General features: G+C 63.5%; 18 protein-coding genes. 11 read left to right on the forward strand and 7 right to left on the reverse strand.

Annotated elements, in window-relative coordinates; translation table 11 throughout:
• On the forward strand, positions 1 to 307 hold a 307-nt coding region (locus AC1D0Z_RS10980), incomplete at its 5' end, for a PQQ-dependent sugar dehydrogenase (RefSeq protein WP_477658282.1).
• Positions 308 to 328: 21 nt separating this feature from the next.
• Here AC1D0Z_RS10980 and AC1D0Z_RS10985 read toward each other — a convergent pair.
• The 3 genes from AC1D0Z_RS10985 to AC1D0Z_RS10995 all read right to left on the reverse strand — a co-directional run bounded on the left by AC1D0Z_RS10985 (position 329) and on the right by AC1D0Z_RS10995 (position 1,921).
• Complete coding sequence (locus AC1D0Z_RS10985; RefSeq protein ID WP_477658283.1) at positions 329 to 805, reverse strand: RidA family protein; 477 nt, start codon at positions 803 to 805, stop codon at positions 329 to 331.
• 49 nt (positions 806 to 854) lie between these two features.
• Positions 855 to 1,502: a LysE family translocator gene (locus tag AC1D0Z_RS10990; protein ID WP_477658284.1), complete on the reverse strand. Its 648-nt coding sequence runs from the start codon at positions 1,500 to 1,502 to the stop codon at positions 855 to 857.
• A gap of 62 nt (positions 1,503 to 1,564) precedes the next feature.
• Positions 1,565 to 1,921 (reverse strand): hypothetical protein, encoded by a 357-nt coding sequence (locus AC1D0Z_RS10995; protein ID WP_477658285.1) that lies wholly within the window; start codon positions 1,919 to 1,921, stop codon positions 1,565 to 1,567.
• 196 nt (positions 1,922 to 2,117) lie between these two features.
• Between AC1D0Z_RS10995 and AC1D0Z_RS11000 the strand changes: the two genes are divergently transcribed.
• Positions 2,118 to 3,587 (forward strand): aminotransferase-like domain-containing protein, encoded by a 1,470-nt coding sequence (locus tag AC1D0Z_RS11000; RefSeq protein WP_477658286.1) that lies wholly within the window; start codon positions 2,118 to 2,120, stop codon positions 3,585 to 3,587.
• A gap of 88 nt (positions 3,588 to 3,675) precedes the next feature.
• Here the strand turns inward: AC1D0Z_RS11000 and AC1D0Z_RS11005 are convergent, their stop codons facing one another.
• Positions 3,676 to 4,326 (reverse strand): LysE family transporter, encoded by a 651-nt coding sequence (locus tag AC1D0Z_RS11005; RefSeq protein WP_477658287.1) that lies wholly within the window; start codon positions 4,324 to 4,326, stop codon positions 3,676 to 3,678.
• Between the two features lie 103 nt (positions 4,327 to 4,429).
• On the opposite strand from AC1D0Z_RS11005, the gene AC1D0Z_RS11010 reads away from it, so the two are divergent.
• The 4 genes from AC1D0Z_RS11010 to AC1D0Z_RS11025 are packed head-to-tail and all read left to right on the forward strand — an operon-like array spanning position 4,430 to position 7,304.
• Entirely contained in the window at positions 4,430 to 5,236 is an 807-nt protein-coding gene (locus AC1D0Z_RS11010) for an MlaE family ABC transporter permease (protein WP_477658288.1), read from the forward strand.
• Positions 5,237 to 5,265: 29 nt separating this feature from the next.
• Complete coding sequence (locus AC1D0Z_RS11015) at positions 5,266 to 6,291, forward strand: MlaD family protein (RefSeq protein ID WP_477658289.1); 1,026 nt, start codon at positions 5,266 to 5,268, stop codon at positions 6,289 to 6,291.
• Complete coding sequence (locus AC1D0Z_RS11020; protein WP_477658290.1) at positions 6,288 to 6,968, forward strand: hypothetical protein; 681 nt, start codon at positions 6,288 to 6,290, stop codon at positions 6,966 to 6,968. Before AC1D0Z_RS11015 ends, AC1D0Z_RS11020 begins: the two co-directional genes overlap by 4 nt.
• A 30-nt stretch (positions 6,969 to 6,998) precedes the next feature.
• Positions 6,999 to 7,304, forward strand: a complete 306-nt coding sequence (locus AC1D0Z_RS11025; protein WP_477658291.1) for a hypothetical protein — start codon at positions 6,999 to 7,001, stop codon at positions 7,302 to 7,304.
• Between the two features lie 21 nt (positions 7,305 to 7,325).
• On the opposite strand, the gene AC1D0Z_RS11030 is transcribed toward AC1D0Z_RS11025, so the two are convergent.
• Together AC1D0Z_RS11030 and AC1D0Z_RS11035 are read right to left on the reverse strand one after the other, a co-directional pair.
• Complete coding sequence (locus AC1D0Z_RS11030; RefSeq protein WP_477658292.1) at positions 7,326 to 7,565, reverse strand: hypothetical protein; 240 nt, start codon at positions 7,563 to 7,565, stop codon at positions 7,326 to 7,328.
• A gap of 20 nt (positions 7,566 to 7,585) precedes the next feature.
• Complete coding sequence (locus AC1D0Z_RS11035; protein WP_477658293.1) at positions 7,586 to 7,777, reverse strand: hypothetical protein; 192 nt, start codon at positions 7,775 to 7,777, stop codon at positions 7,586 to 7,588.
• Between the two features lies 1 nt (position 7,778).
• On the opposite strand from AC1D0Z_RS11035, the gene AC1D0Z_RS11040 reads away from it, so the two are divergent.
• Positions 7,779 to 8,216: a nuclear transport factor 2 family protein gene (locus tag AC1D0Z_RS11040; RefSeq protein ID WP_477658294.1), complete on the forward strand. Its 438-nt coding sequence runs from the start codon at positions 7,779 to 7,781 to the stop codon at positions 8,214 to 8,216.
• An 18-nt stretch (positions 8,217 to 8,234) separates the two neighbouring features.
• Positions 8,235 to 8,693 (forward strand): MerR family transcriptional regulator, encoded by a 459-nt coding sequence (locus tag AC1D0Z_RS11045; RefSeq protein ID WP_477658295.1) that lies wholly within the window; start codon positions 8,235 to 8,237, stop codon positions 8,691 to 8,693.
• On the opposite strand, the gene AC1D0Z_RS11050 is transcribed toward AC1D0Z_RS11045, so the two are convergent.
• A complete protein-coding gene (locus AC1D0Z_RS11050; RefSeq protein WP_477658296.1) occupies positions 8,690 to 9,268 on the reverse strand; it encodes a TetR/AcrR family transcriptional regulator in 579 nt (192 codons plus the stop codon). The genes AC1D0Z_RS11045 and AC1D0Z_RS11050 overlap by 4 nt on opposite strands.
• Positions 9,269 to 9,402: 134 nt before the next feature.
• Between AC1D0Z_RS11050 and AC1D0Z_RS11055 the strand changes: the two genes are divergently transcribed.
• From AC1D0Z_RS11055 to AC1D0Z_RS11065, 3 genes are all read left to right on the forward strand, one after another.
• Entirely contained in the window at positions 9,403 to 9,870 is a 468-nt protein-coding gene (locus tag AC1D0Z_RS11055) for a nuclear transport factor 2 family protein (RefSeq protein WP_477658297.1), read from the forward strand.
• A 128-nt stretch (positions 9,871 to 9,998) separates the two neighbouring features.
• Positions 9,999 to 10,517, forward strand: coding sequence for a hypothetical protein (locus AC1D0Z_RS11060; RefSeq protein WP_477658298.1), 519 nt, complete (start codon positions 9,999 to 10,001; stop codon positions 10,515 to 10,517).
• Positions 10,514 to 11,770 (forward strand): Hsp70 family protein, encoded by a 1,257-nt coding sequence (locus AC1D0Z_RS11065; protein WP_477658299.1) that lies wholly within the window; start codon positions 10,514 to 10,516, stop codon positions 11,768 to 11,770. The genes AC1D0Z_RS11060 and AC1D0Z_RS11065 overlap by 4 nt, the downstream gene beginning before the upstream one ends.
• The last annotated feature ends 274 nt before the right edge of the window (positions 11,771 to 12,044 follow it).

Here is a 12,044-nt window from a genome sequence, read left to right on the forward strand (position 1 = left end):
GGCCGGCATGCAGCAGCCGCTGCATTACTGGGTGCCGTCCATCGCGCCTTCCGGCATGGCTTTTCTGACCAGCGAGCGCTATGGCAAGTCCTGGCGCGGCAACCTGTTCGTCGGCTCGCTCAAGTTTGGCTACCTGGACAGGATCGAACTGGCGGCTCCGTTCTCGGGCAAGGTGGTGCGCGAAAGCAAGCTGCTGTCTGAGGCGGTGGAGCGCATTCGCGATGTGCGCCAGGGGCCGGACGGGCTGCTTTATGTGCTGACTGACAGCAACAACGGCAAGCTGATACGCCTGCTGCCCGGCGGTTGAAGGTGAAGCCAGCAGGCGAGCCTAGCCGGCCACCGCAATGAGATCAATCTCGACCGAAGCACTCTTGGGCAACTGGACGACGCCGACTGACGTGCGGGTGTGGGCGCCGGCCGGCCCCAAAACCGCATACAGCACCTCAGATGCGGCATCGGCGACTTCGCTTTGCTGCGTGAAATCCTGTGCGGATTGCACAAAAACGGTGATGCGCAGAATGTGCTTGATGTGGTCCAGGCTGCCAAGGCTTTGCCGCAGCAGCGCCAGCGCGCGCATGGTGCAGATTTTCGCCGCCAGCTGGGCCTGTTGGACAGACGTTTCCGACCCCACGCGGCCGGTAACGACCACCGTGTTGCCGACACGCGGGATCTGCCCGCTGACAAAAACCTGGTCGCCATGCTGCACGACGGGCACGTAGTTGCCGCCAATCTTGATCTCACCGTCAAAGCTATAGCCGAGTTCGGCCTGCACTGCGGCGAACCGGGTGTTGCGTGAATCTTCCATGGACAGGAATTCCTCTTTGTGGGGTTGGATGGAGTGTGGTGTGGGTGTTTCAGGCAGGGCTCTTCAGCCGTAGCAGGCCCAAGCCCAGCAGGCCAAACGCACCGCCGCAGAGGCGATTGAAAAGCCGGGCCCGGCGGGGCGTGCCAAACCATCGGTGGGTGTGTTTGGCCAGCAGCACATAGGTGAAGTGGGAGACCAGAACGCACGCAGCGAAGGCGCTGGTCAGCGCCATGAACTGCGGCAGCATCGGCGCTTCAGGATGGATGAATTGCGGGAACAGGGCGGTGAAGAACAGGATGCTCTTGGGATTGGTCAGCGCCACCAGCAGGCCTTGCCGGAACAGYGTGGCGTTGCTTTTTCCTGAGGATGTCCCGGCGGTAAACCCGTCGGGCAAAGGCGTGTCGAACATCGACGTCTTGCTGGTCCATTGCCGCCAGCCCAGGTACATGAGGTAGACGGCGCCCGCGGCCTTAAGCACAGCAAACAGCCAGGCCGAGGTGTGCAGCAAGGTACCCAAACCCGCCATGGCTGCGGCGGAAACGGTGAACACGCCCAGCACATTGCCGCAAGAGCTCCACATCGTCTTGCGCGGTCCCCAGGCGACGGCGTTGGAAACCGCCAGCAAAATACCCGGCCCCGGGCTGAGCGCGGTAACGAGTGAGATGGTGATGAAGAGCAGCCAGGCGGAAGCGGTCATGGTGGTGAAGGCAATTAAAAATGAAGTGAAGAGCTGGTGCGCAGGGCGATTTTCGGGAGCGGTTAGACAGCCTCTGCGCCGCCCAGCCAGGCCCGCAAGGCCCGGGCCATTCCAGAAAAGTACCTCAAAAGCGCGTTTCCCGTATGGGCCGGGGCTTTTGCCGGGGTTTGGGTCAGCACGCATGCTGCGCCGCCGTGCTGGGCGGTCACCGTGATCCAGCCGGCTTGGGCAACGGTATGCGACTGCCCCACCTCCAGCGGCACGCTGGCACGAAAGACCTGCTCGCCAAGCCAGCGCGGTGTGCCGGTCACCAGCAGCGTGCCTGATGTGCTGATCAGGGCGCTGCCGGCTTTGGTGTGAAAAAACAGGGACTCACCGGCGTCCAGCTGAAGGTGGCGAGGGGCAAAGTGCTCTTTCATGGCGGCTCCATTCATGGGTTGGTGAACGGGAAAACGGGGAAGGAAGCGCCAAGGTTAAAGAGAGCAGCACTGTCCCGACAGAGCCAGGCAAGTCTTTTCTGTATCGGTACAGACGCCTGTTTATTCATCTGTTATGGTTTGTTTTCGGCCCATCTGTGGCTGTGGCCCGCCTTCCCCTTCACGGATCATCTGGCTTATGGACCTGCAACCCTCGCCATCCCCGTCGCAACCACTCTATCTACAGCTCTCCAGCCATTACCGCCAGGCCATCCAGTCCGGCGTGTTGATGCCGGGGCAACGCATGCCGTCCGTCAGGGCACTGACACGGCTGCACCAGGTCAGCCTGTCGACGGCGGTGGAAGCCTGCCACACGCTGGAGGACGAAGGTCTGCTGGAGGCGCGGCCGCGTTCAGGCTACTTCGTGCTCAAGCGGCGGCGGGTGGATATTCAGCCGCCCAGCGAACCGGAATGCGGCCATCGGCTGGACCCGGCGCAGTACGTCGGCATCCACGACCGGGTATCCGATTTCGTCGCCAAATGCGATGTCTACCCCCTGGTCGCCAACCTGGCCGGCACCTATGGATCGCCCGAAATGTACCCGGCCGAAGCCCTGAAAAACGCCGCCACGCGGGCGCTGCGCAAGCACCCGCAACTGCTGGTGAATCCGCCGGACTTCCTCAATGATTCACCGCTGAATGCCGTGCTGGCCAAGCGGGCGCTGGAGGCCGGCATGCGGCTGTCGACAGAAGACATCCTGGTCACGCACGGCTGCATTGAAGCGCTGAACATTGCCTTGCGTGCGGTGGCGCAGCCGGGCGATACCGTCGCTGTCGAGTCGCCGACGTACCACGGCCTGCTGCAGATCCTGGAAAGCCTGGGCCTGCGCGCGCTGGAAATTCCCACCAGCCCGAAGCTGGGTATTTCCGTCGAGGCGCTGGACCTGGCTTTCCAGACGCACGACCGCATACGCGCCGTGGTGGTGATGCCCAATTTCCACAATCCGCTGGGCAGCGTGATGCCCGACAGTGAAAAGGAAAAGCTGGTCGCACTGTGCGAACGCCAGCAGGTGGCACTGATTGAAGACGACACCTACGGCGCCATGGGCCCCGACGACATTCCCCTGAAGGCCGCCAAGGCCTGGGACCGCAGTGGCTCGGTGATTTACTGCGCGTCGCTGCGCAAGACCCTGTCGCCGGGGTTGCGCCTGGGCTGGGTTGCCGGCGGGCGCTGGCAGGCGCGCATCAAGATGCTCAAGTATGCGCAAAGCCGCGCCAACGACATGCTGGGCCAGCTGGCCGTGGCGGAATTCATGGCCTCCAGCGCCTATGACCGGCACCTGGCCCGGCTGCGCCGCATGCTCAATGCGCAGCGCGAGCAGATGGCCGAAGCGATTGCCGCGCACTTTCCGGCCGGAACCCGGCTCTCGGTTCCCCGCGGCAGCATGATGCTGTGGGTTGAACTGCCGGCGGGCACTTCCGCGCAGGCGGTGTTCGACACCGCTATCCGCCAGGGCATACGGGTGGCGCCCGGCTCCATGTTTTCCAACTCGAACCGCTTTGACCACTTCCTGCGCATCAGTTGCGGCTCACCGTTTTCCAGCGAGACCGACAGCGCGCTGCGCAAGCTGGCGGGCATTGTGTCGCAGGCTGGGCCCCGGCCGGCTTGAGGGCATGGCGCCGCTATTTTGAGGGTTTTAGGGCTCCAGCCCTTTAGGGATGTGCGCCACCAGCTATTGTTTTGATAGCGACCTGGGCCTAATGCGCGGCAGCATGGCTGCGTTTGACGAAAAACAGGCCCGCACCGACCGCCATCAGCATGCCGCCGAACAGCCGGTTTTGCAGCCGCACCGCACGCGCATTCCTGAACAGCGTTTGCAGGCGGCTGGCGGCAAACGCATAGCCGTGCATCACCACGGTGTCGACCGCCACGGTGGTGAGCGCCATCACCAGCAGTTGGGGCCACAGTGGCCGGGCAGGGCTGATGAACTGTGGCAGCACCGCGACCATGAAAAGAATGCCTTTGGGGTTGGTGACGTTGGTCAGCAGGCCGGTCGCGAAACGCTTCCGCGCGGAAACGCCGTTGGCATCGGCCGCGGGATTGGCATCTTCCGCCGCGATGCCGTTGGACGAGCGCCACTGCGACCAGCCGATGTAGATCAGGTAGCCCGCGCCCAGCACTTTCACCACGCTGAAGGCCAGCTCCGACGCCACCAGCAGCGAACCCACTCCCGCCCCGGCCACCAGCAAAATCACCACCAGCCCGATCTGCAGGCCCGCGATGGTGGCGCGCGTGCGCTGCATGCCATAGCTCAGCCCATGGCTCATGGCCAGCACCGCGCCAGAACCGGGCGAAATCGCGATCAGGATGGATGCAAGGAAGTAGGCGGTCCAGGTGTCGATGGCCATGATGAAGCGGTGGTGAAGTGGAGGAGACAGGGGCGGGCGCCCGCGCCGGGCGAAAGCCTGCCATCCTACATGGACAGGCAGAGCCCGCAGGTATCATGCCCGGATGGCTTCAACAGCATCATTCTGGCAAGGCCGACTCTCGCAAACAGGCCGCACCGCCCAGCACTGGCTGATCGAATGGTGGCGCCTGGTGAAATTGGGCGCGATCATCCTGGTGCTGACCCTCTCGCCTTCCAGCTACAGCCCGCAAAGCCGCACGGTGCTGGCGCGCCACATCTACATCAACACGGCGCCCATCCTGCTGGGCTTCACCTTGCTGTGCGCGCTGGTCACCGTGGTGCTCACGCGCATCGTGCTGGTGACCGCGCTGAGTTATGGCCTTTCGCAGTACGCGCTGCAGGTGGTCATCCGCGTGCTGGTGCTGGAGCTGATTCCGCTGACGGCGGCGCTCTTTGTGGCGCTGCGCTGCACCATCCCCGACGGCGCCGAACTCACCGCCATGCAGGCCAGCGGCGAGCTCGATGAAATGCGCGAACACGGCATCGAGCCGGTGCGGCGCGAGGTGCTGCCGCGCGTGGTGGCGGGCATGTTCTCCGGCATCACACTGGCTGCGCTGAGCTGTGTGGTCGCACTGGTGGTGGCCTATATGGCGACATACGGCTTTGCCTTGTCGGGCCTGGCGGCTTACACCCGGCTCTTCGGCCAGGTCTTCAGCCCTTCCGTCACGCTCATCTTTGTGCTCAAAACCCTGTTCTTCTGCCTGGCCGTGTCGCTGATCCCCATGGCCTCGGCGCTTTACGGCATGGGCGAAGCCAGCGTGCGCACCAGTGCCGAGATGCGCGGCCTCGTGCGCATGTTCGCCGTGATTTTGCTGATTGAAGTGGCTTCGCTGGTCGGCAACTACTATTGATCGCCTCAATAAATACCAAATAACAATCCATGAGCTCACCCCACGACCCTTCATCCCCGGAGCACGGCCGGCCTGATCCGCTCCAGCCGGCGCGGGAGCCGGAGTCCTCGCCCAAGGAAATCGCCAACCTGGAGTTCAAGGCCCGGCTTCTCCTGATCTTCATGCTGCTGCTGGTGGTGGGCTCGGCCCTTTATGTGATGTATGCGCGCGGAGCGTTTGAATCCACCCRGCGGCTGGTGCTCATCGCGRAAGACTCTGAAGGCGTGGTGGTCGGCATGGACCTGACTTTCTCGGGTTTCCCGATAGGCCGCGTCAAGCGCATCGAGCTGGCCAATGACGGCAAGGCGCGGATTCTGGTGGACGTCGCCGCCAAGGACGCCCACTGGCTGCGCACCACCAGCGTCTTTACGCTGGTGCGCGGCCTGGTAGGCGGCACCAACATCCGCGCCTACACCGGCCTGCTGAACGACCCGCCGCTGCCCGACGGCGCGGAGCGCACGGTGCTGCTGGGCGATGCGGCCGGCGAGGTGCCCAAAGTGATTGCTGCCGCCAAGGACCTGATTGAAAACCTCAACACCCTCACCGGAAGCGGCGGTGCGGTGGGCACCAGCCTGGCCAACCTGCAGACGCTGACGGAGCGCCTGAACGGGCCGGGCGGCGCGTTGACGGTGTTGCTGGGCAGCGAGGCAGAGGCCAAAAAGTTTGCTGCCACGCTGGAGCGCACCAACTCGCTGCTCACCAAACTCGACGGGCTCGCCGCCAAGACCGACACCCAGGTGTTCGGCGACAAGGGACTGATGCCCGAAACCCGGGCCACCGTGGTTCAGCTCAACGCCATGCTGGGTGAGGCCCGCACCAGCCTCAAAAAAGTGGATGCATTGCTGCAGGACGCCCAGGCCGTCACCCGCAACGCCAAAGATGCCACTGACGACCTGGGCGCGCTGYGCGCCGACGTGGAAGCCAGCCTGCGCAAGGTGGAAGGCCTCATCAACGAAATCAGCCGCAAATGGCCTTTCGCCAAAGACGCCCGCGATGCGGAGATGAAGTTGCCATGAAGAACACCTTGACGCATGCCGCCGCGCTGACCTCGGCCTTGTTGCTGGCCGCCTGTGCCGGGGGCCCGCAGCCGCCCGGCTGGCAGCTCGAGGCCAAAGGTTCGATGGACCGCTCTGTGGCCGCGTATATGGAAGGCAACAGCCGTGTCGAGATGGCCGAACTGGGGCGCGCGCGCGCCCAACTCACTCGCTCTGGCCGTGCCGACCTGCTAGCCACCGCCGAGCTGCTGCACTGYGCCACCCGGGTTGCCAGTCTCGTGTTCGATGAGCCCTGCACCGGATTTGAGAAGCTGCGCGAAGACGCCACTGACGCCCAGCGCGCCTATGCTGATTACCTGAAAGGCCAAGTGCAGCCGCAGGGCATCGCGTTGTTGCCCGAAGCGCAGCGCCGTGCTGCTGCCGGCGACGCGGGTGCTGTAGCGGCCATTGCCGACCCTTTGTCGAAACTGGTGGCTGCCGGCGTGATGTTGCAGGCCGGCAAAGCCAGCCCCGCGGTGATCACCCAGGCGATTGATACCGCGTCGGCCGAGGGCTGGCGCCGGCCGCTGCTCGCCTGGCTGGGTGTACAGCTGCGCCGGGCAGAGCAGGGTGGCGACACCCAGGAAGCAGCAAAACTGCGGCGCCGCATTGAGCTGACGCAGGGCATGCCTGCGCCGGTGAAGCCGCAAGCGCCCTGACCCTGTTCCGTTTGTCTTGAGAGAAACCACGTGAGTTACCGCCTCAGGCTTTACGCCTATGAAGATGCCTCCGCAGAAGAACTGCAGGCCGCCGAGCAACGCTTCAGAACAGCGCTGGAGGCCGAACTGGGAGACGAAAGCCTCGTGTGGCCTGTGTATGCGGCCTACATGAAACTGGTGGCTACTTACGGCGAAGCGCCGGCTGAAGATGTGCTGTCAGGCGACGAGCTGGAAATCTTCAACCAGTGGCAAGCCGCCGAGCTGGCCGCCGTGACGGCCGCGCTGGGCCCCAACCGGTACATGGGAGATGCGCAGTTTGAAATCCGCCCCGCCTGAAAGGCAGCGGGCCTGAAGCGTTCAGGGCGAGCGGCTCAGCCGCGGTGAGGCCAAGGCCTGGAGCTGGTCGGCAATCGCAATGTCGACAGGCTTGAGCTGTTTGAGCAGCTGCGCTTTTTCCAGCGCAGCGTGCAGTTGCTGCAGGTCCTTGCTGCTGGTGGTCGCCTTGATCTGGGCCAGCGCTGCCGGCGTGTTGCCGGTTTTCAGTACCGCCAGCATCTTGCCGACCCATTCACTCGTTGCAGGCTTTTTGGGGTTCATGCGCCATTGTAGGTTTGCTATTAAAAGAATAGCTGCTCGCGCTTGCCTATATTGCGCCGGCGGCCGATTTCGTGGTGAATTTTGCGGCTTGCTGCCTCCCGGGCTTGACCTTGAGTGCACTCAAGGTATTCCAATCCTTTCAGGGCCCTGGCAATGGTGCCGGCCTCCATCCACTTCGCAGGGCATGCGAAGAAGCCGTCAAGGAGTTTCATCATGAGTGCAGCATCTACCAACAGCGACATCACATCCGCCAACCGCCTGCGCATGCAGGAGGTCATGGCCGAACTGGACAAAGGCAATGGCCAGGCATTTGTCGACGCCATGGCCGACGATTTTTGCTGGACCCTTGAGGGCAGTACGCCCTGGTCGCGCACCTACCGCGGCAAGCAGGCCGTCGTCACCGAACTGCTGCGGCCGTTGTTTGCCCAGTTCGCCACGCCCTATGTCAGTACCACGCAGCGCGTAATGGCCGACGGCGATATGGTTGTCATCGAGTTCCGCGGGCAGGTGACCACCCACGCCGGCAAGGCCTACAACAACCGCTATTGCTATGTTTGCCGCATGGAAGGCGGGCAAATGAAAGAACTGACGGAGTACTTCGACACCGCGCTGGTGAACGCTGCGCTGGAGGCACCCGCGCTGGCCGCCTGAGCCGTTATACAGTCGGGCATGGCTGAAAGTTTTCTGATCGGGCAGCTTGCCGCACGCACCGGGCGCAGTGTGCACACCATACGCTGGTATGAGGCGCAGGGCCTGATCCCGGGCGTGACGCGCGACGCCGGTGGCCGGCGCGTCTATGGCGACTTGCATATCAACTGGCTGGAGCTGATGGACCGGCTGCGGCGCACCGGCATGTCGATTGCCGAAATGCGCGAATACACCGAACTCGTCAAACAAGGGAGCAGCACGCTGGGCARGCGCCAGGCCCTGCTGGCCGCGCATCGCGAACAGGTCAGGGACATGATTGCCGAGTGGCAACTCGCGATGAAGTTGCTGGACAGCAAGATTGACTTTTACGGCGAGTGGGTGGCGTCGGGCAAACGCCCGGCCGTGAAGGTGGTTGAGCGTGCGGGCGCGGCGCTGGCGTCGCAGCCCAAAGACAAATCGCGGCGGCCAGGTAAGGCCTAGCGATTGCCTGTCCTGGCGGCCTGGTTGTCCAGCCCGCCCAGCAGCAGGCGCAAGCCCGCCAGTGCGGGTTCGCTGCCCTCCATCTGTGCCCGCACAATGGCGCCGTCCACTGCCAGCGCGGCGGCCCGCGCCGCCTCGGCCTGGCCTGCGCCGTCCGGCAGCAAATCGGCAATGACCTGCTGCATGTCCTGCTTGTGCCGGCGTGCAATGTCTGCCACGTCCGGTTGGGTGCCACCCACTTCCGCCACGGCGTTGATGAAGGCGCAACCGCGAAACGCCGGGTCGGCAAACCACTCGCCCATGGCCTGCACCAGCGGCGCCAGCCCACCGCCGGGTTGCGCGCCATGGCGGCCCAGCGCGTCGACAAACCAGCCCATCCAGCGTCCATGCCGGTAGTCCAGGAAGGTGCGGATCAATTCGTCCTTGCTGGGAAAGTGCCGGTAGAAGGTGAGCTTGGCCACGCCCGACTCGGCAATGATGCGGTCGATGCCGGTCGCGCGCAGGCCGTCGCGGTAGAAAAGTTCGTGTGCCGTGACGAGGATTCGCTCGCGTGCGGGGAGGGTGGAGACGTCCATGGCTTATTGTAGACGCGGTATAGACACATCTGTCTACCTGTGCCAGAATTTGGTCAAGTAGACAAATCTGTCTACATCTGACTTTTCTTGTCTTTCCCATTTAGCCCCATTTTTTTAACCCACAGGAGATCCCCATGGAGTCACGGCCGCCGCTTCCCCCTTTTACGTTTGAAACCGCCGTGCAGAAAGTCCGCGCCGCCGAAGACGGCTGGAACACGCGCGAGCCGCAGCGCGTGGCTATGGCCTACACACCGCAAAGCAAATGGCGTAACCGGGCGGAATTTGTCACGGGGCGCGAGGAAATCGCCGGGCTGCTGTCGCGCAAGTGGGTGCGTGAGCTGGACTACCGCCTCATCAAGGAGCTCTGGGCCTTTGGCGGCAACCGCATCGCGGTGCGCTTTGCTTACGAATGGCATGACGACGCCGGCAACTGGTTCCGCTCTTACGGCAATGAGAACTGGGAGTTTGATGAAATGGGCCTGATGGCGGTGCGCCACGCCAGCATCAACGATCTGCCCATCAAGGCGGCCGATCGCAAGTTTCACTGGCCGCTCGGGCGCCGGCCTGACGATCACCCCAGCCTCAGCGACCTTGGGTTGTGAGCGGTTTGGGGAGGGCTGTAAAATCCGCTCCCCCTGCGCGCCGTGTTGTTTGATGTTGTCTGAAGGCGGTGCGTGACAAGAATTTGCCCCCGGCCCCTCGCCGGGGCGCCCACCCGAGTGACTGCGTTTTGATTGACTCCCACACCCCGCCGGCCGGCCTGGCCGATGAACCCCTCCACGATACCCCCATCCAGGAACCGCGCCTCTGGTGCGGCGATGGCTGGACCGCCAAGGTCATCAAGAACGAAGACGACGACGGCTGGGCGGTGGCGATGATCAAGGACGGCGAGCCCGAGCCTGCCCTGGTCGGCCCCTGGACCATGGGTCGCGACAAAAAGAACCCCAAGCCGCTCGATGGCCCCGCCTTCAGCACGCTGGTGAAGACCGCATCGGAATTTGTGCGCCGCCACGAGCAGCAGCTGCATGCGACGCTGCACCAAAGCATCACGGTAACCGCCAATGCCGGGCGCATCACGGTTTCCCTTGACATTGTTCCTGACGAAGACAACCCGCACGGTTTGCTCGGTGCCTGCGACGAGTCCGGCGAGACGCTGGCGCAGGTGCGCGTGGCGCCTTCCTTCAAGCTCAACCGCGCCAGCGCCGTGGCATGGGCCGACAACGGCTTTGCCAGGCCGGCAGGGCGGTGAGCCGCCCCCACGCCTGCGGGATCGACTTCGGCACTTCCAACTCCACGGCGGGCTGGAGCCGGCCCGGCTTGCCCGCTCTCCTGCCGCTTGAAGACGGCAAGCCGACGCTGCCATCGGTGGTGTTTTTCCACGCCGAAGACGAGCATGTCAGCTATGGCCGGGCGGCGCTGGCCGATTACCTGGCGGGMTACGAAGGCCGGCTGATGCGCTCGCTCAAGAGCCTGCTCGGTACAGCCATGATGGACGAGCACACTGAAGTCGCCGGCCGCGCACTGCCGTTTCGTGTGCTGCTGGCGCAATTCATTGGCGAGCTCAAGCACCGCGCTGAAAAGGCTGCAGACCAGCCCTTCACCCAGGCTGTGCTGGGCCGCCCGGTATTTTTTGTGGATGACGACGCTGCGGCTGATAAAAAAGCCGAAAACACACTGGCCGAAATTGCCCAAGCGGTAGGCCTCAAAGACATCGCGTTCCAGTACGAACCGATTGCGGCGGCGTTTGATTATGAGTCGCAGATCCGGCGCGAAGAACTTGTGCTGGTGGTCGACATTGGCGGCGGTACGTCGGACTTTGCGCTGGTGCGCCTGTCGCCCGAACGCGCCCGCAAGGCTGACAGGCGCGACGATATTCTGGCCAGTGGCGGCGTGCACATTGGCGGCACCGACTTCGACAAATACCTGAGCCTGGCCAGCGTGATGCCCACGCTGGGCCTGGGCAGCCGGCTGGTGAGCGGGCTGGAGGTGYCGTCGGCGCAGTATTTCAACCTGGCGACCTGGCACACCATCAACCAGGTCTACAGCAAAAAATCCTGGACGCAGATCACCGACATACGGCGCGGCGCGGTAGACAAACACAAGCTGGACCGCCTGCAGAACCTGGTGCGCGAGCGCGCAGGCCACTGGTTGGCGATGCAGGTCGAGGCGGCCAAGATTTCGCTGTCGGATGCGCCTGAGACCACCATGGACCTGGGCCGCATTGCACCCGGCGAGACCTTGACATTGCACCGGCCTGACTTCGACGGCGCCATCAGCGAACTGGTGGGTACGGTCGCGCGTACGGTGATGAGGCTGCTCAGGAATGGGCTTGTCAACGCCGGCGATATCGACACCGTGTTCTTCACTGGCGGCTCCAGCGGTGTGCCCTTGTTGCGCGAGCAGATCTCCGCGATGCTGCCGCAGGCGCGCAGCGTGGAGGGCGACCGCTTCGGCAGCATCGGCGCCGGGCTGGCGCTGGACGCGGTGCGCAAGTTTGCTTAGGGCCCGGCGATGTGGGCTGGCTGAGTGCGATAAAATCGATACTTAACTATTGTTTTTATAAAAATGAATAGTTTTATATCGTCAAAGATTTGATAAAAGGATAGAATACTATTGTTTATTCAATAAACGATATTTTTCTATCTATGAAAACGTTATCTGAAATCGCCACTCGCCTGGAAGATGCGCGGCAGCGTCTGGGGCTGGATTACCAGGCCATTGCCGAAAGCACCGGGCTGACACCGCTGTCGGTGCGCAGCGTCCTGCAGGGCAAGAC

The organism is Polaromonas sp. P1_E3, assembly GCF_056405935.1.